The sequence below is a fragment of the Roseateles sp. genome (assembly GCF_039595295.1).
In the GTDB taxonomy this organism is placed as follows: Bacteria; Pseudomonadota; Gammaproteobacteria; order Burkholderiales; family Burkholderiaceae_C; genus Roseateles.
Map to the genome: position 1 here is coordinate 85709 of NZ_JBCNLU010000017.1, position 23422 is coordinate 109130.

Genomic DNA, 23422 nt, shown 5'->3' on the forward strand with positions numbered 1-23422 from the left:
AATGCACTTGATTGACCCCCTCTGATCCTCAAGAACAAGTTGTTGGAGAACTGACATGGCATACAGCGACAAGGTCATCGACCATTACGAGAACCCCCGCAACGTGGGCGGCTTCGACAAGGGCGACGAGTCCGTCGGCACCGGCATGGTGGGCGCGCCCGCCTGCGGCGACGTGATGAAGCTGCAGATCAAGGTCAATCCGTCGACCGGGCTGATCGAGGACGCGAAGTTCAAGACCTACGGCTGCGGCTCGGCGATCGCGTCGAGCTCGCTGGTCACCGAGTGGGTCAAGGGCAAGACCCTGGACCAGGCGCTGTCGATCAAGAACAACCAGATCGCGGAGGAGCTGGCTCTGCCCCCGGTGAAGATCCACTGCTCGATCCTGGCCGAGGACGCCATCAAGGCCGCCGTCGACGACTACCGCGCCAAGCACGGTCAGACCGCCGACGCGACCGCTGCCTGAGGTCCGCCCGATGTCCGTCACCCTGACCGAAGCCGCCGCCCGTCACGTCACGCGATACATCGCCAAGCGTGGCCGGGGTGTCGGCGTGCGCCTGGGCGTGAAGACCACCGGCTGCTCGGGCCTGGCCTACAAGCTGGAGTACGCCGATGAAGTGGCGCCCGAGGACGTGATCTTCGAGGGCCATGGCGTGAAGGTGCTGATCGACCCCAAGAGCCTCCCGTACCTGGACGGCACCGAGCTGGACTTCGTCCGCGAGGGCCTGAACGAGGGCTTCAAGTTCCGCAATCCTCGCGAGAAGGACCGCTGCGGCTGCGGCGAATCGTTCCGCATCTGAGGTCGGCGGCGAACGAGGGCGCGGCCGGGTGCCGCGCCTTTTCATTGGCGCGTCCGACGCCGTTGGAGCGACTGGGTTCATGAAACTCGACGACGACGATTTCAGTTTGTTCGGCTTGCCGCAGCGCTTCGCACAGGACGGCGCCGAGATCGCGCAGCGCTGGAAGGCGCTGGCGGCCAAGGTGCATCCGGACCGCTTCGCGGCGGACGGCGCGGCCTCGCAGCGTCTGGCCATGCAATGGGCGCTGCGCGTCAACGAGGCGCATCAGCGCCTGCGCGATCCGCTCAAGCGCGCCTCGTATCTGTGCGAGCTGCGCGGCGCGCCCATCCAGGCCAACGAGAACACCCGCATGCCGGCCGCGTTCCTGATGGAGCAGATGGAGTGGCGCGAGTCGCTTGACGAGGCCAAGACGCCCGACGCCATCCTGGCCATCGACCGGCAGGTCGCCGACCGCGAGCGCGCCTTGCTCGCGAAGGCGGGGCGTCAGCTCGACGACGAGAACGACGCCCGCGGCGCGGCCGAGTCCGTGCGCGCGCTGATGTTCCTGACCCGTTTCCGTGCCGACATCGATCGACGCCTGGAGGCGACCGAGCCCTCGTGAGTGCCGTCCGGTTCGCCCGGCCCCTGACGCTCAGATCCCTCGACCTCCCGATCTTCTGATCCGACATTCGAAGAACAAGACAAGACACCATGGCCCTGCTGCAAATCTCCGAGCCCGGCGCGTCGCCTGATCCGCATCAGCGTCGCATCGCCGTTGGCATCGACCTGGGCACGACCCACTCGCTGGTCGCCGCGATGCGCCATGGCGTCGCCGAATGCCTGCCTGACGACCAGGGTCGCGTGATCCTGCCGTCGGCGGTGCGCGTGATGCCCGAGGGGCGCCGCCAATTCGGCTTCGACGCGCTGGCCGCGCAGGCCGAGGATCCCGAAAACACCATCGTCTCGGTCAAGCGCTTCATGGGCCGCCGCGTCGACGACATCGCCAATCGCGACAAGCTGCCGTATCGCTTCGAGGACACGCCGGGCATGCTGAGCCTTTCCACGCGCGAGGGCCTGAAGTCTCCGGTGGAGATCTCCGCCGAGATCCTGGCGACGCTGCGCCAGCGCGCCGAGGACACCTTCAATGACGACCTGTTCGGCGCCGTCATCACGGTCCCGGCCTACTTCGACGACGCGCAGCGCCAAGCCACGAAGGATGCCGCGCAGCTCGCGGGCCTGAACGTGCTGCGCCTGATCAACGAGCCCACCGCCGCTGCGATCGCCTACGGGCTGGACAACGGCAGCGAGGGACTCTACGCCGTCTACGACCTGGGCGGCGGCACCTTCGACATTTCGCTGCTGCGCCTGACCCAGGGCGTCTTCGAGGTCGTCGCGACCGGCGGCGATGCGCAGCTCGGCGGTGATGACTTCGATCGACTGCTGGCCGATTGGGCCCTCGCGCAGGCGGGTCTGAGCATCAGCAGTGCCGCCGACAAGCGTCGCGTGCTGGTCGCTGCGCGCCAGGCCAAGGAAGGCCTGACCGACAACGAGCGCGTGACGCTGAGCGCCGCGCTCGATGCCGGCGCGCTGAACGTGGAGGTCTCGCGCGCGCAGTTCGACGAGCTGGCGCTGCCGCTGGTCAACAAGACGCTGACGGCGGTGCGCCGCGTGCTGCGCGACGCCAAGGTCGCCGCGGACGAGGTGCAGGGCACGGTGATGGTCGGCGGCTCCACCCGCATGCCCATCGTGCGCCGCGTCGTGGGCGAGCTCTTCGGCCGCGAGGTGCTGACGAATCTGAATCCCGACGAGGTCGTGGCGCTGGGCGCGTCGGTGCAGGCGAATCAGCTGGCCGGCAACAGCGCCGACGGCGAGATCCTGCTGCTGGACGTGATTCCGCTGTCCCTCGGGCTGGAGACCATGGGCGGCCTGGTCGAGCGCATCATCGAGCGCAACGCGACGATTCCCGTGGCCAAGGCCCAGGACTTCACCACGTTCAAGGACGGCCAGACCGCGCTCGCGGTCCACGTGCTGCAGGGCGAGCGCGAGCTGGTGAGCGAATGCCGCTCGCTGGCGCGCTTCGAGCTGCGCGGCATTCCGCCGATGGCTGCCGGTGCGGCGCGCATTCGCGTCAGCTTCCAGGTTGACGCCGACGGCCTGCTGAGCGTCTCCGCGCGCGAGCTGGGCTCGGGCGTCGAGGCCGCGGTGCAGGTCAAGCCCAGCTACGGCCTGTCCGACGACCAGATCGCCAACATGCTGCGCGAGGGCTTCGCCAGCGCTGAATCCGACATGGCCGCGCGCAAGCTGCGTGAGGCCCGCGTCGAGGCCGAGCGCATGATCCTCGCGACCCAGTCCGCGCTGCGCGCCGACGGCGATCTGCTCAGCGATGCCGAGCGCGCCGAGATCGCCGCTTTGCAATCCGACCTGCTGGCCAAGGCGCAAGCCGAGGACGCGGTCGCCGACGCCGATGCCATCGACGCCGCCGTCGAGGCGCTGGCCAAGGGCACCGAAGCCTTCGCCGCCGCGCGCATGAACCGCGGCATCCAGCAGGCCCTGACCGGCCGCAGCCTCGACCAGATCTGAACGCCAGCCGACGCCATCGCGCACCGCACGCCTCGCCGCCAGCTTCAAGGACACCCCATGCCTGTCATCAAGATCCTTCCTCATCCCGAGTACGCGCCCGAGGGCAAGAGCATCGAGGCGCCTCCCGGCACCACGATCTGCGAGGCGCTGCTCGACAACCACGTCGACATCGAACACGCCTGCGATCAGGTCTGCGCCTGCACCACCTGCCACGTGATCGTGCGCGAGGGCTTTGCGTCGCTCTCCGAGATGGAGGAGAACGAAGAGGACATGCTGGACCGCGCCTGGGGCCTGGAGCCCAACTCGCGCCTGTCCTGCCAGGCCATCCTCTCCAACAAGGACGTGACGGTCGAGATCCCCAAGTACTCGATCAACCACGCCAAAGAGAATCATTGACATGAATCCATCGCTGGCCTGTTCGTGGCGAGCGATCACAGCGGCTGCCGCGGCCCTTGGCTGGCGGGACTGAAGAAGCGAAATCCCTGACCCCATGCGCGTTCTCGGCATCGAATCCTCCTGCGACGAAACCGGCGTGGCCCTGGTCGACGCCTCCGGCGACGGCGTGCCGGTGCTGCTCGCGCACGCGCTGCACAGCCAGATCTCGATGCACCAGGCCTATGGCGGCGTGGTGCCCGAACTGGCCTCGCGCGACCACATTCGCCGCGTGCTGCCGCTGACGCGCGAGGTGCTGGAGAGCGCCGGTCTGTCGCTGGCCGATGTCGACGTCGTCGCCTATACGCAGGGGCCGGGTCTGGCCGGCGCGCTGCTGGTCGGCGCAGGCGTCGCGGCCTCGCTGGGCGCCGCACTGGATCGGCCCGTGATGGGCATCCATCACCTGGAGGGGCATCTGCTGTCGCCCTTCCTGTCGGCCGATCCGCCGGAGTTCCCCTTCGTCGCGCTGCTGGTGTCCGGCGGCCATACGCAGCTGATGCGGGTCGACGACGTCGGCAGCTATGAGCTGCTCGGCGAGACCATCGACGACGCCGCCGGCGAGGCCTTCGACAAGTCCGCCAAGCTGCTGGGCTTGCCGTACCCCGGCGGCCCGCATCTGTCCAAGCTCGCGGAGCAGGGTCATGCCGAGGCCTTCGCGCTGCCGCGCCCGCTGATGCACAGCGGCAAGCCGGATTTCAGCTTCGCCGGCCTGAAGACGGCGGTGCTGACGCAGGTCCGCAAGCTGGAGGCGCAGCCGGGAGGCATCGCCGAGCAGCAGCGCGCCGACCTGGCCGCGTCGACGCAGGCGGCCATCGTCGAGGTGCTGGTGAAGAAGGCGATGCTGGCGCTGAAGGAGACCGGCCTGAAGCGCTTGGTCGTGGCGGGCGGCGTCGGTGCCAACAAGCATCTGCGCGAGCAGTTGAACGCGGCCTGTGAGAAGCGCCGCGTGCGCGTCCACTATCCCGAGCTGCATCTGTGTACCGACAACGGCGCGATGATCGCGCTCGCCGCCGCGCTGCGTCTGCGGCGCGACATGGCGAATCTGACCCGAGGCGGCGGCTTCGAGGTCAAGCCGCGCTGGGACCTGTCGCAGATCGCCAGCCCCGCGCAGCTGTGAAGCGGACGGGGAGGGCGACGGCGCGGATCGCCGTGATGGCTGCGGCGGCTGTGACGAACGTGGCGGCCGGGATGGTTGCGACGGCTGCGATCGCCGTGGTCATCGGTGTTCTGGCGCTGACACCGATCGCGGATGTGATGGCCGCGCCTGTCGCCGATGCGGCCGCAAGGTCAACGGCGCCGATCCGGCTCGCGCTGATCGAGGGCCTCTCTGGTCCGCTCGGAAATGGCGGCGAGGCGGTCTTTCGCAATCTCGTCTGGGCGACCGAGCGCGTGAACGCGCGCGGCGGCGTGAACCTGCCCGGCGGCGCGCGCCGGCTGGAGCTGGTCCGCTTCGACAGCAAGGGCTCGGTCGAGGAGTCGCTGTCCCTGCTGCGCGCCGCGACGGATCAAGGCATCCACGTGGTCCTGCAGGGCAACAGCTCGGCGGTGGCAGGCGCGCTGGTGTCGGCGCTCGACAAGCACAACGCGCGCGACCCCTTGCGCCGCGCGCTGTTCCTGAACTACGCGGCGGTCGATCCCGCGCTGACCGGCGCGCAATGCAGCTACTGGCACTTCCGCTTCGATGCCAACACCGACATGCGGCTCGCCGCGCTGGTCGAGGTCATCGCGCAGGATTGGGCGCTCAAGCGCATCTATCTGATCGGTCAGGACTACAGCTTCGGCCAACACCTGCGTGAGCAGGCGAGGGCGATGCTCGCCAAGCGGCGGCCGGATCTGGAGATCGTCGGCGACGAGCTGCATCCGCTGGGGCGGGTCAAGGACTTCATGCCCTACGCGACCAAGATCCGCGCCAGCGGGGCGCAGGCGGTGCTCACCGGCAACTGGGGCAACGACCTGACGCTGCTGATCAAGGCGGCCAAGGACCTGGGGCTGCCGACGCGCTTCTATACCTTCTACGGGAACGCGCTGGGCGTGCCGGGCGTGCTCGGCGAGGCGGGCGTCGATCGGGTGCTGGCGGTCGCGGAGTGGCATCCCAACGCCGGCACCGCGGATTCGGAGCGTTTCTATGCCGCCTTCCGTCAGCGTTTCCCGCGTCCGCAGGACGATTACCTGCACGCGCGCATGCAGTTGATGGTCGAGATGCTGGTCGCCGCGATGGAGAAGGCCGGCGGCGACGATCCGGCGGCGGTGGCGCGGGCGCTCGAGGGGCTGCGGCTGGATGGCCGCGCGCTGGGCGTCGCGCACCAGGGCTGGATGCGGCCGTCCGATCATCAACTCCAGCAGCCGCTGTACGTCAGCATCATGCGCCGCGCGGGCGAGGCCGGCGCGCCCCACGACAACGAGGGTTCCGGCTACGGCTTCCGCACGCTGCGCTACCTCGATCCGGCCCAGGCCGAGCTGCCGTCGAGCTGTCGCATGGTCCGGCCCCTCTGAATCCGCTATACTGCGCGCTGTTTTTCGCCCTTACCTCCCCGGGAAAGGCCAGGAACAACTAGCACGGCACGGGTCGGTTTCACCTGTGACCGCAAGTCCAACCTCGGAAACCGTCTGCGCACTTGACGCCTCTTGGGCCATGCCGGCGGACCTTCCGAATCATTCCGGAACAAGGAACGCACATGTCCACCAATTTCGACCAAGCCAAGGCGGAGATCGTCAAGGCCAACGCCCGCAGCGCCAACGATACCGGCTCTCCGGAAGTCCAGGTCGCTCTGCTGACCGCTCGCATCAACGAGCTGACCCCCCACTTCAAGCTGCACGCCAAGGATCACCACGGCCGTCGCGGTCTGCTGAAGATGGTCAACCAGCGCAAGAGCCTGCTGGCCTACCTGAAGAAGAAGGACGCCGACCGCTACACCGCCCTGATCCAGAAGCTGGGTCTGCGCAAGTAATCGGCGCATGAAAGCAAAGAGCCTGTCTGGTCTGATTCCAACAGGCTCTTTGTCGTTTCTGCGCGGCCTCGCTTTTTGCTGAGCAAGGCCGTCGCGAAACGTTCTTGAACCGGTCGACTCGCCGGTTCTCAAACTCAACGGAGTCGGGCTGACGTGGCGCTGCTGTGTCATTCCAACGCGCTTGCCGGGTGTCCCGGCAGGGCAGGCGCACTGGAATGGCATCCCGCCAAACCCAGCTTCACTCCCGGTCCCGCGCCGCGCCGCAAGCGGCCGTTCAACTGAGGAGAACACGAATGAGCATGTTCAACAAAGTCGTCAAGACCTTCCAATGGGGTGAGCATCAAGTCGTGATGGAGACCGGCGAGATCGCCCGTCAATCGTCCGGTGCCGTGCTGGTGAACATCGAAGACACCGTGGTCCTGGCCACCGTCGTCGCCAAGTCCGCGCCCAAGGCCGGTCAGGACTTCTTCCCGCTGACCGTCGACTACATCGAGAAGACCTACGCCGCCGGCAAGATCCCCGGCAGCTTCTTCAAGCGTGAAGGCCGTCCCAGCGAGCTGGAGACCCTGACCTCGCGCCTGATCGACCGCCCGATCCGCCCGCTGTTCCCGGAAGGCTTCTTCAACGAAGTCCAGGTCGTCGTGCACACCGTGTCGCTGAACCCTGAAGTTCAAGCCGACATCGCCGCCCTGATCGCCACCAGCGCCGCGCTGGCCATCTCCGGCATCCCGTTCAACGGCCCCATCGGCGCCGCCCGCGTGGGCTACGTCAATGGCGAGTACGTGCTGAACCCGGGCAAGACCGCGCTGCTCGACTCCAAGCTGGACCTGGTCGTCGCCGGCACTGAAGCCGCCGTGCTGATGGTCGAGTCCGAAGCTGACCAACTGAGCGAGGATGTCATGCTCGGCGCCGTGACCTATGGTCATGAGCAGGGCAAGATTGCGATCGCCGCGATCAACGACCTGGTCCGCGAAGCCGGCAAGCCGTCCTGGAACTGGACCGCTCCTGCCAAGGATGAGGCCTTCATCGCCAAGGTCACCGCCCTGGCTGAAGAGAGCCTGCGCGCCGCTTACCAGATCCGTTCGAAGCAAGCCCGTACCGAGGCCTGCCGCACCGCCTACTCGAAGGTCAAGGAAGCCCTGACCGCCGAAGGCGTCGCGTTCGACGGCGTGGAAGTCGACGGTCTGCTGTTCGAGATCGAAGCCCGCATCGTGCGCGGCCAGATCCTCGCCGGCGAGCCCCGCATCGACGGCCGCGACACGCGCACCGTGCGCGCCATCGAAATCCGCAACAGCGTGCTGCCGCGCGCTCACGGCTCGGCCCTGTTCACCCGTGGTGAAACGCAGGCGCTGGTCGCCGCGACCCTGGGTACGGACCGTGACGCGCAAGTCATCGACGCGCTGGCCGGCGAGTACTCCGAGCGCTTCATGCTGCACTACAACATGCCGCCGTTCGCCACCGGCGAAACCGGTCGCGTGGGCAGCCCCAAGCGTCGCGAAATCGGCCACGGCCGCCTGGCCAAGCGCGCGCTGGTCGCCGTGCTGCCGACCAAGGAAGACTTCCCGTACTCGATCCGCGTGGTCTCGGAAATCACCGAGTCCAACGGCTCGTCGTCGATGGCCTCGGTCTGCGGCGGCTGCCTGTCGCTGCTGGATGCCGGCGTGCCCCTGAAGGCGCACGTCGCCGGCATCGCCATGGGCCTGATCAAGGACGCCAACCGCTTCGCCGTGCTGACCGACATCCTGGGCGATGAAGATCACCTGGGCGACATGGACTTCAAGGTGGCCGGCACGACCGCCGGCATCACCGCCCTGCAGATGGACATCAAGATCCAGGGCATCACCAAGGAAATCATGCAGGTCGCGCTGGCTCAGGCCAAGGAAGCGCGTCTGCACATCCTGGAGAAGATGGTCGACGCGATGGGCTCGGCCAACACCGAGATCTCGCAGTTCGCGCCGCGCCTGTACACGATGAAGATCAATCCGGAGAAGATCCGTGACGTGATCGGCAAGGGCGGCGCGACCATCCGCGCGCTGACCGAAGAGACCGGCACGCAGATCGACATCGGCGAAGACGGCACGATCACCATCGCCTCGACCGATGGCGACAAGGCTGAGCTGGCCAAGAAGCGCATCGAGCAGATCACGGCGGAAGCCGAGATCGGCAAGGTCTACGAAGGTCCGGTCACCAAGATCCTGGACTTCGGCGCGCTGATCAACATCCTGCCGGGCAAGGACGGTCTGCTGCACATCAGTCAGATCGCCCACCAGCGCGTGGAGAAGGTCACCGACTTCCTGAGCGAAGGTCAGATCGTCAAGGTCAAGGTGCTTGAGACCGACGAGAAGGGCCGCATCAAGCTGTCGATGAAGGCGCTTCTGGACCGCGACGCTCCGGCGCCGGCTCCTCGCCACGACGAAGGCTCGGCCGAGTGATCCGCCAGGTCGCACCGCGCGTCGCGTCATGAAGGCCATCGCCATCACCCAGCCCGGCGGACCGGAGGTCCTGCGGCTGATCGAGCGCGCCGACCCCGTCCATGGGGTTGGCGAATGCCTGATCCGCGTGCAGGCCTACGGCATCAACCGGCCGGACGTGCTGCAGCGCAAGGGCGCCTATCCGCCCCCGGCGGGTGCCAGCGATCTTCCAGGTTTGGAAGTCGCCGGCATCGTCGAGGCGGGTGACGCCCAGGCGCTTGCGTCCGCCGGTCTGAGGGTAGGCGACGCAGTCTGCGCGCTCGTCGCGGGTGGCGGCTATGCCGAGCTGTGCGTCGCGCCGGTGGTGCAATGCCTGCCGGTGCCGGATGGCTGGAGCATGGTCGAGGCGGCGAGCCTGCCCGAGACCTTCTTCACCGTCTGGAGCAATGTGTTCGAGCGCGCTCGCCTGCAACCAGGTGAGACGCTGCTGGTGCACGGTGGCAGCAGCGGCATCGGCGTCACGGCGATCCAGATCGCCAAGGCGCTGGGCTCGACGGTGCTGGTCACCGTCGGGAACGCGGACAAGGCCGAGGCCTGTCTGGCGCTGGGTGCGGATGTGGCGATCAACTATCGCGAGCAGGACTTCGTCGAAGCGGCGAAGTCGGCGACCGATGGGCGCGGTGTCGACGTGATCCTGGACATGGTCGCCGGCAGCTATGTCGCGCGCAATGTGCAGTGCCTGGCCGACGACGGTCGCGCCGTGATCATCGCGGTGCAGGGCGGCGTGAAGGCGGAGTTCGATGCGGGTCAGGTCTTGCGCCGCCGTCTGACGATCACCGGCTCCACGCTGCGTCCGCGTCCGATCGAGTTCAAGGCCGGCATCGCTCGCGCGCTGCGTGAGCGGGTGTGGCCGCTGTTGGCCTCGCGCGCGATCGCGCCGGTCATCTACAAGCAGCTGCCCGCGGCGGAGGCCGCCGCGGCGCACGCGCTGATGGAATCGGGCGAGCACGTCGGCAAGATCGTGCTGAGCTGGTGATCCTTCGGGATCGTCGGCGGGCTCGGGATTTTCGGAATCAAGGGAGTTGATCTGATGCGCAAGAAACTGGTGGTCGGCAACTGGAAGATGCACGGCAGCCGTGCGGCCAATGCCGTGCTGCTGGCGGGCCTGAAGGAGGCCGGTCCGTGGAACGCCCAGGTGGCGGTCTGCGTCCCGTTCCCCTACATCACCGAGACGGCGCTGGCGCTGACCGGCATGCAGGTCGCGTACGGCGCGCAGGATTGCTCGGCGCATGAGCAGGGCGCATTCACCGGCGAGGTCTCGTCGGCGATGCTGGCCGATCTCGGCTGCCGCTATGCGATCGTGGGGCATTCGGAGCGCCGCGCCTATCACGCCGAAGGCGACCAGCTGGTCGCCGACAAGGCCAAGGCCGCGCTGGCCCATGGCGTCACGCCAATCGTCTGCGTCGGCGAGACGCTGGCGGAGCGCGAGTCCGGCCGCACGGAAGAAGTGGTCAAGCGCCAGCTCGCCGCGGTCATCCACACGCTGACGCATTGCATCGGCGAGATCGTGGTGGCCTATGAACCGGTGTGGGCGATCGGCACCGGCCTGACGGCCACGCCCGAGCAGGCGCAGCATGTGCATGCACTGCTGCGTCAGCAGCTGCGCGCAGCCACGCAGAAGGCGGATCAGATGCAGATCCTCTACGGCGGCAGCGTCAAGCCTGACAACGCCGTTCAACTGTTCGCTCAGCCCGACATCGACGGCGGCCTCATCGGAGGCGCCGCGCTGAAGGCGGCAGATTTCGCGGCGATCTGCCGCGCCGCCGGCTAAGCGCCGGCGTTTGGGGTTCCTGGAGAAACAAGCAATGCAAGTGATGATGAATCTGGTGCTGGTGCTGCAACTGCTGGCCGCGCTGACGATGATCGGTCTGGTGCTGGTGCAGCACGGCAAGGGCGCCGACATGGGCGCGTCCTTCGGCAGCGGCGCCTCGGGCTCGCTGTTCGGTGCGACCGGCAGCGCCAACTTCCTGTCGCGTTCGACTGCGGTCGCGGCGACGATCTTCTTCGTCGCCACGCTGGCGCTGGCCTACATGGGCAGCCATCGCGAGGGTGGCATCGGTGGTGGTGTGTCGGCCGGCGAACAGCTGTTGCAGCGCGCGGCGGATGGCGCTTCGGCACCGGCGTCGACCGTGCTGCCGGGGGCTTCGATCGCTCCCGCGGCGCCTGCTTCCGCGGCGTCGAACTGACAGTCGTGGGCGGCTGGCGTAAGCTCATCGACAAAATCGTCTCGAATCTCTATTTGAGCTCAAAAAGCTGTATAGAATTCGAGGCTGTCTGAAACGCGAGCCGTCAAGACAAGGTCACTGCAAAGTGACGACAAGCCGACGTGGTGAAATTGGTAGACACGCTATCTTGAGGGGGTAGTGGCGAAAGCTGTGCGAGTTCGAGTCTCGCCGTCGGCACCAGAATAAATCGGCCTGCCATGGTCTTCGCGATCTAGCCGGAAAGCCGGATCGATCGAGATCAAGCAGGGCGAAGTACTCTGAGAACCGCATGCGCAACGCGTGTGCGATCTTCCGGAGAACTAGGCGGGCGCGGTCCGTGAGCGGTTTGATAATCGCTGGCGGCGCGCCCGTTGCTTTTGCCGAATCGTTGGTCGGCCTCGGCCAAAGTTCGGCGACACACCGGGAATCGTGTTTGTCACTGGAAAGCGGCAAACTCGGCTTCCTGGCATCCAACGAAAGCAAGTCGTGAGCCTGGAACAATACCTGCCCGTCATCCTTTTCATCCTTGTCGGTTGTGGAGTGGGTATCGCCCCGCAAGTGCTGGGCTTCCTGGCCGGCCCGCGTCGCCCTGACGCGGCGAAGAACAGCCCCTACGAGTGCGGCTTCGAGGCCTTCGAGGACGCCCGCATGAAGTTCGACGTGCGGTACTACCTCGTCGCCATCCTCTTCATCCTCTTCGACCTGGAAATCGCCTTCCTGTTCCCCTGGGCGGTCTCGCTGCGCGAGATTGGCCCGGCCGGCTTCTGGGCGATGATGATCTTCCTGGGCATCCTCGTCGTGGGCTTCGCCTACGAGTGGAAGAAGGGCGCGCTGGACTGGGAATGACAGGCCCGGCGGCCTGTGAAAGCTTCAGGACACGGCGCCCGATTCGGGCGCGTGTCCGTTAGGGAAGGGCGCTCGCGTCAACACCGCGTGAAGACCTGACCCCCGGATCTCGAAAGATTGGAATCGATATGGGTAACGAAGGCGTTTTGAAGGAAGGCTTCATGACCACCCAGCTGGACAAGCTGGTGAACTGGTCCAAGACCGGTTCGTTGTGGCCGATGACCTTCGGTCTCGCCTGCTGCGCGGTCGAGATGATGCACGCGGGCGCCGCCCGCTACGACATCGACCGCTTCGGCATGCTGTTCCGTCCCAGCCCGCGCCAGTCCGACCTCATGATCGTGGCCGGCACGCTGTGCAACAAGATGGCGCCCGCGCTGCGCAAGGTCTACGACCAGATGGCCGAGCCGCGCTGGGTGCTGTCGATGGGCAGCTGCGCCAATGGCGGCGGCTACTACCATTACAGCTACTCGGTCGTGCGGGGCTGTGACCGCATCGTCCCGGTCGACGTCTATGTCCCAGGCTGTCCGCCGACCGCCGAGGCGCTGCTCTACGGCATCCTGCAACTGCAGGCCAAGATCCGCCGCGAAAACACCATCGCGCGCTAAGCAGCGTCAGGCAGGAAGCTCATGACCATCAAACTCGACACCCTGCAGGCGGCGCTGGAATCCGTCCTGGGCGGCCAGATCGTCGCGCTCAAGCGCGAGCTGGGCGAAATCACCATCACCGTCGCGGCCAAGGACTACCTGGCCGTTGCCAAGCTGCTGCGCGACCACTCGGAACTGCGCTTCGAGCAGCTGATCGACCTGTGCGGCGTGGACTACTCGGCCTACAAGGACGGCGCCTATGAAGGCGCGCGTTTCGCCGTGGTCTCGCATCTGCTGTCGATCAACAAGAACTGGCGCCTGCGCCTGAAGGTCTTCGCGACCGACGACGACTTCCCGGCCGTGGCCGCGGTGACCCCGATCTGGAATGCCGCCAACTGGTTCGAGCGCGAAGCGTTCGACATGTACGGGATCATCTTCGAAGGTCATGAGGACCTGCGTCGCATCCTGACCGATTACGGCTTCATCGGCCATCCGATGCGCAAGGACTTCCCGGTGTCGGGTCATGTCGAGATGCGCTACGACCCCGAGCAGAAGCGCGTCATCTACCAGCCGGTGACCATCGAGCCGCGCGAGATCACCCCGCGCGTTATCCGCGAAGACAACTACGGCGGGCTGTAAGAAATGGCCGAAATCAAGAACTACACCCTGAACTTCGGCCCGCAGCATCCGGCCGCTCACGGCGTGCTGCGCCTGGTGCTCGAGCTGGACGGCGAAGTCATCCAGCGCGCCGACCCGCACATCGGCCTGCTGCACCGCGCGACCGAGAAGCTCGCCGAGACCAAGACCTTCATCCAGTCGCTCCCGTACATGGACCGCCTCGACTACGTGTCGATGATGTCCAACGAGCACGCGTACTGCCTGGCCATCGAGAAGATGCTGGGCATCGAGGTCCCGGAGCGCGCTCAGTACATCCGCGTGATGTTCGGCGAGCTGACCCGCATCCTGAACCACCTGCTCTGGCTGGGCGCGCACGGCATCGACTGCGGCGCGATGAACATCCTCATCTACTGCTTCCGCGAGCGTGAGGACATCTTCGACATGTACGAGGCGGTCTCGGGCGCGCGCATGCACGCGGCCTACTTCCGTCCGGGCGGCGTCTATCGCGACCTGCCGGACACGATGCCGCAGTACAAGGTCAGCAAGATCAAGAACCAGAAGGCGATCGACAAGCTCAACGAGAACCGTCAGGGCTCGCTGCTCGATTTCATCGAGGACTTCTGCAAGCGCTTCCCGGCCAACGTCGACGACTACGAGACGCTGCTGACCGACAACCGCATCTGGAAACAGCGCACCGTGGGCATCGGCGTCGTGACGCCGGAGCGTGCGCTGAACCTGGGCCTGACCGGCCCGATGTTGCGCGGCTCGGGCATCGCCTGGGACACCCGCAAGACCCAGCCCTACGACGTGTACGGCCGCATGGACTTCGACATCCCGGTCGGCACCAATGGCGACACCTACGACCGATACGTCGTGCGCGTGGAGGAGATGCGCCAGTCCTGCCGCATCGTCGAGCAGTGCGTGAAGTGGCTCAAGGCCAATCCGGGTCCGGTCATCACCGACAACCACAAGGTGGCCCCTCCGTCGCGCGTGGCGATGAAGAGCAGCATGGAAGAGCTGATCCACCACTTCAAGCTGTTCACCGAAGGCTTCCGCGTTCCCGAGGGCGAGGCCTACGCATCGGTCGAGCACCCGAAGGGGGAGTTCGGCATCTACATGATCAGCGACGGCGCCAACAAGCCGTACCGGCTGAAGATCCGCGCGCCCGGCTATTCGCATCTGGCGGCGCTGGACGAGATGGCGCGCGGTCACATGATCGCCGACGCCGTGGCCGTGATCGGCACGATGGACATCGTGTTCGGTGAGATTGACCGTTGAGTGGTGAAGCGATGAGCAGCACTGAATTCATCCTGAGCGAGGCCACTGCGGCCCGCTTCGCGCGCGAAGTCGCCAAGTACCCGGCGGAGCAGGCGCAATCGGCCGTGATGGCCTGTCTGTCGATCGTCCAGCAGGAGCAGGGCTTCGTGTCCCGCGAGGCGGAAGATGCGATCGCCGACTATCTGGGCATGCCGGCCATCGCCGTCTACGAGGTCACGACCTTCTACAACATGTACAACCAGCGCAAGCTGGGCGTGTTCAAGCTGAACGTCTGCACCAACCTCCCGTGCCAGCTGCGCGACGGCCAGAAGGCGCTGGACCACCTGTGCACGAAGCTGGGTGTCGAGGCCGGCGGCACGACGAGCGACGGTCTCTTCACCGTGCAGCAGAGCGAGTGCCTGGGTGCCTGCGCCGACTCGCCCGTGATGCTGGTCAACGACCGCCAGATGCTGAGCTTCATGAGCGCCGAGCGTCTGGATGAGCTGGTGGAGGCCTTGCGCGCCCACCATGCCGCCAACAAGAACTGAGGGAACGCGACGATGCAGCACATCGATCTCTCCAAGTGGCAGGCGACCGGCGTCGAAACCTGCTTCCACGACCGCAACATCACCCCGCAGATCTACGCGGGCCTCAACGGCAAGAACTGGTCGCTGAAGGACTATGAAGCGCGCGGCGGCTATCAGGCGCTGCGCAAGATCCTCGCCCAAGGCGAGGGGCAGGGCATGACCTCGGACCAGGTCATCGCCGAAGTGAAGGCCTCGGGCCTGCGCGGCCGCGGCGGCGCCGGTTTCCCGACCGGCCTGAAGTGGAGCTTCATGCCCCGCCAATTCCCGGGCGCGAAGTATCTCGTCTGCAACAGCGACGAGGGCGAGCCGGGCACCTGCAAGGACCGCGACATCCTCATGTACAACCCGCACATCGTCATCGAAGGGATGGCGATCGCGGCGTATGCCATGGGCATCAAGGTCGGCTACAACTACATTCACGGCGAGATCTTCGAGGTCTACGAGCGCTTCGAAGCGGCCCTGGAGGAAGCCCGCGCGGCCGGCCTGCTGGGCGAGAACATTCTGGGCAGCAACTTCAGCTTCCAGCTGCATGCGCACCACGGCTTCGGCGCCTACATCTGCGGCGAGGAGACCGCGCTACTGGAATCGCTGGAAGGCAAGAAGGGCCAGCCCCGCTTCAAGCCCCCGTTCCCGGCCTCCTTCGGCCTGTACGGCAAGCCCACGACGATCAACAACACCGAGACCTTCGCGGCGGTCCCCTGGATCATCCGCAACGGCGGCCAGGCCTATCTGGAAGTCGGCAAGCCCAACAACGGCGGCACCAAGATCTTCTCGATCTCGGGCGACGTCGAGCGTCCGGGCAACTACGAGATTCCGCTGGGCACCTCGTTCGAGAAGCTGCTGGAGCTGGCCGGCGGCGTGCGCGGCGGTCGCAAGCTCAAGGCGGTCATCCCCGGCGGCTCGTCGGCCCCGGTGCTGCCGGCCGACGTGATGATGCAGTGCACGATGGACTATGACTCCATCGCCAAGGCCGGCTCCATGCTGGGTTCGGGCGCGGTCATCGTGATGGACGAGACCCGCTGCATGGTGACCAGCCTGCTGCGCCTGTCGTATTTCTACGCGCACGAGTCCTGCGGCCAGTGCACCCCCTGCCGCGAAGGCACGGGCTGGATGCACCGCGTGATCGAGCGCATCGCCCATGGCAAGGGCCGCGTCGAGGACATCGACCTGCTGAACTCCGTGGCCGACAACATCCAGGGCCGCACCATCTGCGCCCTGGGCGATGCCGCGGCGATGCCGGTGCGCGCGATGCTCAAGCACTTCAAGGGCGAGTTCATCGCCATGATCGAGCAGGCGCAGAAGAGCAACTCCAAGTCGTCGACGGCGCAATCGCCGGCGCTGGCCTGATCCGGAGCCGCTGAGAAGAACTATGGTTGAAATCGAACTCGACGGCCAGAAGGTCGAAGTACCCGAAGGCAGCATGGTCATGCATGCCGCGGAGAAGGCCGGGACCTACATCCCCCACTTCTGCTACCACAAGAAGCTGAGCATCGCGGCCAACTGCCGCATGTGCCTGGTCGAAGTGGAGAAGGCTCCGAAGCCGCTGCCCGCCTGTGCGACCCCGGTCACGCAAGGCATGATCGTCCGCACCAAGAGCGAGAAAGCCATCAAGGCCCAGCAGGGCGTGATGGAGTTCCTGCTGATCAATCACCCGCTGGACTGCCCCATCTGCGACCAGGGCGGCGAATGCCAGCTGCAGGATCTGGCCGTCGGTTACGGCGCCGGCTCCTCGCGCTACTCGGAAGAGAAGCGCGTGGTGTTCCACAAGAACGTCGGCTCGCTGATCTCGATGGAAGAGATGAGCCGCTGCATCCACTGCACGCGCTGCGTCCGCTTCGGCCAGGAGATTGCTGGCCAGATGGAGCTGGGCATGGCGCATCGCGGCGAGCACAGCGAGATCCAGACCTTCGTCGGCCGCACCGTGGACTCGGAGCTGTCGGGCAACATGATCGACATCTGCCCGGTCGGTGCGCTGACCAGCAAGCCCTTCCGCTACAGCGCCCGCACGTGGGAACTGTCGCGTCGCAAGAGCGTCAGCCCGCATGACTCGACCGGCGCGAATCTGATCGTCCAGGTCAAGAACAACGAAGTGATGCGCGTCGTCCCGCTGGAGAACGAAGCCGTCAACGAATGCTGGATCGCCGACCGCGACCGCTTCTCGTATGAAGCGCTGAACGGCGACGAGCGCCTGACCACGCCCATGCTGAAGCAGGGCGGCGAGTGGAAGTCCGTCGACTGGACCACGGCGCTGGAATACGTCGCCAACGGCCTGAAGCAGGTCAAGGCGGAGAAGGGCGCTGCAGCGATCGCCGCGCTGGGCTCCGAGCACAGCACCGTCGAGGAACTGCATCTGCTGGCGCAGCTGGTCCGCGGCCTGGGCAGCGAGAACATCGACACGCGTCTGCGCGTGACCGACCCGGCGCTGCGCGCCGCGGACGGCAAGGCCTTCTGGCTGGGCATGCCGATCGCGTCGCTGTCGCAGGTCGACCGCGCCTTCGTCGTGGGCTCCTTCCTGCGCAAGGACCACCCGCTGTTCGCGCAACGCCTGCGTCAAGCCGCTCGTCGCGGCGCGCAAGTCCTGGCCCTGGGCGGCGCCGCCGATGACTGGCTGATGCCCGTCGCCGCGCGCATCACCACCGCGCCCTCGACCTGGGTCGCCGAGCTGGCCAACGTCGCCACGGCGATCGCCGCGTCCAAGGGCGTGAGCGCTCCGGCGCAAGGCCAGGCCACCGACGCCGCCAAGGCGGTCGCCGACGCGTTGCTGTCGGGCGAGCGCAAGGCTGTGCTGCTGGGCAATGCGGCGGTTCAACACCCGCAAGCCGCGACCCTGCTGTCGCTGGCCTCGTGGATCGCCGAGCAGACCGGCGCCAGCGTCGGCGTGCTGTCGGCCGCCGCGAACACGGTGGGCGCTCAGTTGGTCAAGGCGCTGCCGGGCGAGGGCGGCCGTTCCGCCGCTCAACTGCTGAACGACCAGCCCGCCAAGGCCCTGGTGCTGCTGAACACCGACCCGGTGCTGGACGGCGCCAACGCCGCTGCCGCCAAGAAGGCGATCAACGCGGCCGAGATGGTCGTCGTGCTGAGCCCCTTCAAGACCGGCCCGGTGGTCGAGTTCGCCGACGTGCTGCTGCCGATCGCTCCGTTCACGGAAACCTCGGGCAGCTTCGTCAACGCGGAGGGCCGGCTGCAGAGCTTCGTCGGTGTGGCCAAGGCCCGCGGCGAATCGCGTCCGGCCTGGAAGGTGCTGCGCGTGCTGGGCACGATGCTGGGCCTGCAAGGCTTCGAGTTCGACAGCTCCGAGCAGGTCCGCGCCGCGGCGCTGGGGGCCTCGCTGGATCTGGGTGCGCATCTGGGCAACGCGATCAACGCGCAGTCGGACGCCGTCGCTCCGGTGCAAGGCCTGGAGCGCCTGAGCTCGGTCCCGATCTACGCGACCGACGCGCTGGTGCGCCGCTCGACCTCGCTGCAGCTGACCCGCGACGGTCGCGACGCCTCGGCGGCCGCACTGCCGCAAGCCCTGTGGGATTCGCTCGGCCTGGCCGAGAAGGGCGCGCAGGTGCGCGTGACGCAGGATGGCGGCGAGGCCGTGCTGGCCGCGGTGCTGGACGCGTCGCTGCCCGCGACCGTGGTGCGCATTCCCGCCGGCGTGGTCGAGACCGCGTCGCTGGGCGCTCTGAGCGGCGCGATCGCCGTGACCAAGGCCTGAGGACGAGACGACGATGGATAACTTCTACAACGCCGGCGCCTCGGCGCTGGGCATGCTGTGGCCGGTGGTCTGGAGCCTGCTCAAGATCATCGCCGTGATGCTGCCCCTGCTGGGCTGCGTCGCCTATCTGACGCTCTGGGAGCGCAAGGCCATCGGCTGGTCGCAGATCCGTCCGGGCCCGAACCGTGTCGGTCCCTTCGGTCTGCTGACCCCCATCGCCGACGCGGTGAAGCTGATCTTCAAGGAGATCATCGTCCCTGCCGCCGCGAACAAGAGCCTGTTCTTCCTCGGCCCGATCATGACCATCATGCCGGCGCTGGCCGCCTGGGCGGTGGTTCCGTTCGGCCCCGGCGCCGCCATCGCGGACGTCAACGCCGGTCTGCTGTTCCTGATGGCGATCACCTCGCTCGAGGTCTACGGCGTGATCATCGCCGGCTGGGCGTCGAATTCGAAGTACGCCTTCCTGGGCGCGCTGCGCGCCTCGGCGCAGATGGTCTCGTACGAGATCGCGATGGGCTTCTGCCTGGTCGTCGTCCTGATGGTCACCGGCTCGATGAACATGAGCGCGATCGTGATGGGCCAGGAGCATGGCATGTTCGCGTCGCACGGCGTGAACTTCCTGTCCTGGAACTGGCTGCCGCTGTTCCCGATCTTCATCGTGTACTTCATCTCCGGTCTGGCCGAGACGAACCGCCACCCCTTCGACGTCGTCGAAGGTGAGTCGGAAATCGTGGCCGGTCACATGATCGAGTACTCGGGCATGTCCTTCGCGATGTTCTTCCTGGCCGAGTACGCCAACATGATCCTCGTGTCGGCGCTGGCCGTGGTCATGTTCCTGGGCGGCTGGTCGGCCCCGATCTCGTGGTCGCTGCTGGGCATGGACACCCCGTCGTTCATTCAACAGACGATGGCCTTCTGGAACTGGTTCTGGCTGTTCTTCAAGACCTTCTGCGTCGTGACCTGCTTCCTGTGGGTGCGCGCCACGTTCCCGCGCTACCGCTATGACCAGATCATGCGTCTGGGCTGGAAGATCTTCATCCCGATCACGCTGATCTGGCTGGTGATCGTGGGTCTGTGGATCCAGTCCCCGTTCAATATCTGGAAGTAATCCGAGGTGTCCGCTGTGAGCTCCATCAAGGACCTAATCAAGAGCTTCATGCTCACCGAGCTGTTCAAGGGCATGGCCCTGACCGGCCGGCATTTCCTCTCGAAGAACATCACGGTGCAGTTCCCGGAAGAGAAGACCCCGCTGTCTCCTCGCTTCCGCGGTCTGCACGCGCTGCGCCGCTATGAAAACGGCGAAGAGCGCTGCATCGCCTGCAAACTGTGCGAGGCCGTCTGCCCCGCCATGGCGATCACGATCGAATCGGACGTGCGCGCCGACGGCTCGCGCCGCACGACCCGCTACGACATCGACCTGACCAAGTGCATCTTCTGCGGCTTCTGCGAGGAAAGCTGCCCGGTGGACTCCATCGTCGAGACCGACATCTTCGAATACCACGGCGAGAAGCGTGGCGACCTCTACTTCACCAAGGACATGCTCCTGGCGGTGGGTGATCGCTATGAGAAGCAAATCGCAGCCACCAAGGAGGCCGACGCCAAGTACCGCTGACCGGTCAGCGGTCCGCTCGACTCGCGTCCGCGCGAGGGGAGGGGACCGCGACCGGCGGCCTGCTTGCAGGAACCCGCATGGATATCACTACCGCGCTGTTCTACGTTTTTTCGTTCGTGCTGCTGGCGTCGGCTTTCCGCGTCATCACGGCGAAGAGCACCGTCCACTCCGCTCTCTTCCTGATCCTGGCCTTCTTCAACGCGTCCTGCGTGTGGATGCTGCTGAAGGCGGAATTCCTGGCCATCACGCTGGTGCTGGTCTACATCGGCGCCGTCATGGTGCTGTTCCTGTTCGTGGTCATGATGCTGGACTTCGAGTCCACGCAGGTGCGTGAAAGCATCTGGAAGCACATGCCCGTGGCCGGCCTGATCGGCGCGTTGATCGCGCTGGAGATGGCCGCGATCCTGATGGGCGGCTTCCGCGTCAGCGACGCACCCGAGATCCCGGGCATGGCGCAACTGGGCAACACCAAGCTGCTGGGCGTCCAGATCTACACGAACTACCTGTTCCCGCTGCAGATCGCCGCGGTGCTGCTGCTGGTGGCCATCATCGCCGCCATCGCGCTGACGCTGCGCGGCCGCAAGGACTCGCGCCACCAGGACCCGTCGCAACAGGTCAAGGTCACCAAGGCCCAGCGCCTGAAGATCGTGAAGGTCGCGGCGACGGTCGAGCAACCGGCCGCGCCGGTCGAGAAGAACGAAGGGGCCGCATGATGGGCGCAGTCGCTACGAGCCTCACGCTGGGGCATTTCCTGACGCTGGGCGCGATCCTCTTCGCGCTGTCGGTGATCGGCATCTTCCTGAACCGCAAGAACCTGATCGTGCTGCTGATGGCCATCGAGCTGATGCTGCTGGCGGTCAACCTCAACTTCGTCGCGTTCTCTCATTATTTGGGCGACATGGCGGGGCAGGTCTTCGTGTTCTTCATCCTCACCGTGGCGGCCGCCGAATCGGCGATCGGCCTGGCGATCCTCGTCGTGCTGTTCCGCAATCGCAGCAGCATCAACGTCGAAGAGCTGGACACCCTGAAGGGCTGACGAGCGTCAGGAAGCGAGAAAAACAATGTCTGCAACACTCTCTCAGAACCTGCTGCTGGCGGTGCCGCTGGCCCCGCTCGCGGGCGCCATCGTGGCGGGCCTGTTCGGCAAGCAGGTGGGGCGCCGCGGCGCTCACACGGTGACCATCCTCGGCGTCCTGATTGCGTTCATCCTGTCGGCCATGACGCTCAGTGCCGTGCTCGACGGCGCGCGCTTCAACCAGACCGTCTACGAGTGGATGGTGCTGGGCGGCCTGAAGATGGAAGTCGGCTTCATGATCGACGGCCTGTCCGCGATGATGATGTGCGTGGTGACCTTCGTGTCGCTGATGGTGCATATCTACACCATCGGCTACATGGAAGAGGACCCGGGCTACCAGCGCTTCTTCAGCTACATCTCGTTGTTCACCTTCAGCATGCTGATGCTGGTGATGTCCAACAACATGTTGCAGCTGTTCTTCGGCTGGGAAGCGGTGGGCCTGGTGTCGTACCTGCTGATCGGCTTCTGGTACACCAAGCCGACGGCGATCTTCGCCAACATGAAGGCCTTCCTGGTCAACCGGGTCGGCGACTTCGGCTTCATCCTGGGCATCGGCCTGCTGGTCGCCTACGGCGGCTCGCTGAACTACACCGAGACCTTCGCGAAGTCCGCCGAGCTGGCCAAGATTGGCTTCGCCAATCCCTTCGGCGGCGACAGCTGGATGATGCTGAGCGTGGCCTGCATCTGCCTGTTCATCGGCGCGATGGGCAAGTCGGCGCAGTTCCCGCTGCACGTGTGGCTGCCGGACTCGATGGAAGGCCCGACCCCGATCTCGGCGCTGATCCACGCGGCCACGATGGTGACCGCCGGCATCTTCATGGTGTCGCGCTTCAGCCCGCTGTTCGAGCTGTCGGACACCGCGCTGAACTTCGTCATGATCATCGGCGCGATCACCGCGCTGTTCATGGGCTTCCTGGGCATCATCCAGAACGACATCAAGCGCGTGGTCGCGTATTCCACGCTCTCGCAGCTGGGCTACATGACGGTGGCGCTGGGCGCCTCGGCCTACTCGGTCGCGGTCTTCCACCTGATGACGCACGCGTTCTTCAAGGCGCTGCTGTTCCTGGGCGCGGGCTCGGTGATCATCGGCATGCACCATGACCAGGACATCCGCAACATGGGCGGCCTGCGCAAGTACATGCCCATCACCTGGATCACCTCGCTGCTGGGTTCGCTGGCGCTGATCGGCACGCCGTTCTTCTCGGGCTTCTACTCGAAGGACTCGATCATCGAGGCGGTGGCGGCGTCGCACCTGCCGGGCGCGGGCTTCGCCTACTTCGCGGTGGTGGCCGGCGTCTTCGTGACGGCGTTCTACAGCTTCCGGATGTACTTCCTGGTCTTCCACGGCAAGGAACACTTCCACCACAAGCCCTTCCCGGGCGAGCACGACCATCACGACGATCATGGCCACGGCCATGACCACACCCCGCATGAGTCCCCGTGGGTGGTGACGGTCCCGCTGGTCCTGCTGGCCGTCCCCTCGGTCCTCATCGGCTACTTCACCATCCAGCCGATGCTGCATGGCGAGTTCTTCAAGGACGCGATCTTCATCAACCACTCGGTCCATCACGCGATGACCGAACTGGGCGAGGAGTTCCATGGCCCGGTCGCGATGGCGATGCACAGCATCCAGACGCTGCCGCTGTGGCTGGCGATCGGCGGTGTCGTGGTCTCGTATCTGTTCTACATGGTCTACCCGGCGATCCCGGCGGCCTTCGCGCGGATCTTC

At 66.1% G+C, this 23422-nt stretch carries 24 protein-coding genes and 1 tRNA gene; all 25 read left to right on the forward strand.

The window, feature by feature from the left end:
* The first annotated feature begins 55 nt into the window (after positions 1 to 55).
* The gene (gene iscU, locus ABDW59_RS14295) at positions 56 to 463 is read left to right on the forward strand and encodes a Fe-S cluster assembly scaffold IscU (protein WP_343630504.1); all 408 of its coding nucleotides are present in this window, start codon (positions 56 to 58) and stop codon (positions 461 to 463) included.
* Between the two features lie 10 nt (positions 464 to 473).
* Complete coding sequence (iscA, locus tag ABDW59_RS14300; RefSeq protein ID WP_067067084.1) at positions 474 to 797, forward strand: iron-sulfur cluster assembly protein IscA; 324 nt, start codon at positions 474 to 476, stop codon at positions 795 to 797.
* A gap of 79 nt (positions 798 to 876) precedes the next feature.
* Complete coding sequence (gene hscB, locus ABDW59_RS14305) at positions 877 to 1398, forward strand: Fe-S protein assembly co-chaperone HscB (protein ID WP_343630505.1); 522 nt, start codon at positions 877 to 879, stop codon at positions 1396 to 1398.
* Positions 1399 to 1487: 89 nt separating this feature from the next.
* Positions 1488 to 3356: a Fe-S protein assembly chaperone HscA gene (hscA, locus tag ABDW59_RS14310; RefSeq protein WP_343630506.1), complete on the forward strand. Its 1869-nt coding sequence runs from the start codon at positions 1488 to 1490 to the stop codon at positions 3354 to 3356.
* Positions 3357 to 3413: 57 nt separating this feature from the next.
* A complete protein-coding gene (gene fdx / locus ABDW59_RS14315) occupies positions 3414 to 3752 on the forward strand; it encodes an ISC system 2Fe-2S type ferredoxin (protein ID WP_343630507.1) in 339 nt (112 codons plus the stop codon).
* A gap of 94 nt (positions 3753 to 3846) precedes the next feature.
* Complete coding sequence (gene tsaD / locus ABDW59_RS14320) at positions 3847 to 4905, forward strand: tRNA (adenosine(37)-N6)-threonylcarbamoyltransferase complex transferase subunit TsaD (protein ID WP_343630508.1); 1059 nt, start codon at positions 3847 to 3849, stop codon at positions 4903 to 4905.
* A 137-nt stretch (positions 4906 to 5042) separates the two neighbouring features.
* On the forward strand, positions 5043 to 6281 hold the full coding sequence (locus ABDW59_RS14325) for a branched-chain amino acid ABC transporter substrate-binding protein (RefSeq protein WP_343630527.1): 1239 nt from the start codon (positions 5043 to 5045) through the stop codon (positions 6279 to 6281).
* A gap of 182 nt (positions 6282 to 6463) precedes the next feature.
* Positions 6464 to 6736 carry a 30S ribosomal protein S15 gene (gene rpsO / locus ABDW59_RS14330; RefSeq protein WP_343630509.1) on the forward strand — a complete coding sequence of 91 codons (273 nt, stop codon included), beginning with the start codon at positions 6464 to 6466 and terminating at the stop codon, positions 6734 to 6736.
* 293 nt (positions 6737 to 7029) lie between these two features.
* Positions 7030 to 9168: a polyribonucleotide nucleotidyltransferase gene (gene pnp, locus ABDW59_RS14335; protein WP_343630510.1), complete on the forward strand. Its 2139-nt coding sequence runs from the start codon at positions 7030 to 7032 to the stop codon at positions 9166 to 9168.
* Positions 9169 to 9196: 28 nt separating this feature from the next.
* Complete coding sequence (locus ABDW59_RS14340) at positions 9197 to 10183, forward strand: NAD(P)H-quinone oxidoreductase (protein WP_343630511.1); 987 nt, start codon at positions 9197 to 9199, stop codon at positions 10181 to 10183.
* Between the two features lie 54 nt (positions 10184 to 10237).
* On the forward strand, positions 10238 to 10978 hold the full coding sequence (gene tpiA / locus ABDW59_RS14345; RefSeq protein ID WP_343630512.1) for a triose-phosphate isomerase: 741 nt from the start codon (positions 10238 to 10240) through the stop codon (positions 10976 to 10978).
* 34 nt (positions 10979 to 11012) lie between these two features.
* Positions 11013 to 11393: a preprotein translocase subunit SecG gene (gene secG / locus ABDW59_RS14350; protein ID WP_343630513.1), complete on the forward strand. Its 381-nt coding sequence runs from the start codon at positions 11013 to 11015 to the stop codon at positions 11391 to 11393.
* A gap of 134 nt (positions 11394 to 11527) precedes the next feature.
* Positions 11528 to 11612 (forward strand) — tRNA-Leu (locus ABDW59_RS14355).
* Between the two features lie 285 nt (positions 11613 to 11897).
* A complete protein-coding gene (locus tag ABDW59_RS14360; protein WP_067067100.1) occupies positions 11898 to 12257 on the forward strand; it encodes an NADH-quinone oxidoreductase subunit A in 360 nt (119 codons plus the stop codon).
* Positions 12258 to 12385: 128 nt separating this feature from the next.
* The gene (locus ABDW59_RS14365) at positions 12386 to 12862 is read left to right on the forward strand and encodes an NADH-quinone oxidoreductase subunit B (RefSeq protein WP_067067101.1); all 477 of its coding nucleotides are present in this window, start codon (positions 12386 to 12388) and stop codon (positions 12860 to 12862) included.
* Between the two features lie 21 nt (positions 12863 to 12883).
* On the forward strand, positions 12884 to 13480 hold the full coding sequence (locus tag ABDW59_RS14370) for an NADH-quinone oxidoreductase subunit C (RefSeq protein WP_343630514.1): 597 nt from the start codon (positions 12884 to 12886) through the stop codon (positions 13478 to 13480).
* 3 nt (positions 13481 to 13483) lie between these two features.
* The gene (locus ABDW59_RS14375) at positions 13484 to 14737 is read left to right on the forward strand and encodes an NADH-quinone oxidoreductase subunit D (protein ID WP_343630515.1); all 1254 of its coding nucleotides are present in this window, start codon (positions 13484 to 13486) and stop codon (positions 14735 to 14737) included.
* A gap of 29 nt (positions 14738 to 14766) precedes the next feature.
* Positions 14767 to 15264, forward strand: a complete 498-nt coding sequence (locus tag ABDW59_RS14380; protein ID WP_343630528.1) for an NAD(P)H-dependent oxidoreductase subunit E — start codon at positions 14767 to 14769, stop codon at positions 15262 to 15264.
* A 12-nt stretch (positions 15265 to 15276) separates the two neighbouring features.
* On the forward strand, positions 15277 to 16650 hold the full coding sequence (nuoF, locus tag ABDW59_RS14385) for an NADH-quinone oxidoreductase subunit NuoF (RefSeq protein WP_343630516.1): 1374 nt from the start codon (positions 15277 to 15279) through the stop codon (positions 16648 to 16650).
* 22 nt (positions 16651 to 16672) lie between these two features.
* Complete coding sequence (nuoG, locus tag ABDW59_RS14390) at positions 16673 to 19006, forward strand: NADH-quinone oxidoreductase subunit NuoG (protein ID WP_343630517.1); 2334 nt, start codon at positions 16673 to 16675, stop codon at positions 19004 to 19006.
* A gap of 13 nt (positions 19007 to 19019) precedes the next feature.
* Positions 19020 to 20114, forward strand: a complete 1095-nt coding sequence (gene nuoH, locus ABDW59_RS14395; RefSeq protein ID WP_343630518.1) for an NADH-quinone oxidoreductase subunit NuoH — start codon at positions 19020 to 19022, stop codon at positions 20112 to 20114.
* A 6-nt stretch (positions 20115 to 20120) separates the two neighbouring features.
* Complete coding sequence (gene nuoI, locus ABDW59_RS14400; protein ID WP_343630519.1) at positions 20121 to 20618, forward strand: NADH-quinone oxidoreductase subunit NuoI; 498 nt, start codon at positions 20121 to 20123, stop codon at positions 20616 to 20618.
* 77 nt (positions 20619 to 20695) lie between these two features.
* Positions 20696 to 21331 (forward strand): NADH-quinone oxidoreductase subunit J, encoded by a 636-nt coding sequence (locus ABDW59_RS14405; RefSeq protein WP_343630520.1) that lies wholly within the window; start codon positions 20696 to 20698, stop codon positions 21329 to 21331.
* Positions 21331 to 21654 (forward strand): NADH-quinone oxidoreductase subunit NuoK, encoded by a 324-nt coding sequence (gene nuoK, locus ABDW59_RS14410; protein ID WP_067067116.1) that lies wholly within the window; start codon positions 21331 to 21333, stop codon positions 21652 to 21654. Before ABDW59_RS14405 ends, nuoK begins: the two co-directional genes overlap by 1 nt.
* Positions 21655 to 21679: 25 nt before the next feature.
* A partial coding sequence (gene nuoL / locus ABDW59_RS14415) for an NADH-quinone oxidoreductase subunit L (RefSeq protein ID WP_343630521.1) occupies positions 21680 to 23422 on the forward strand: 1743 nt, incomplete at its 3' end.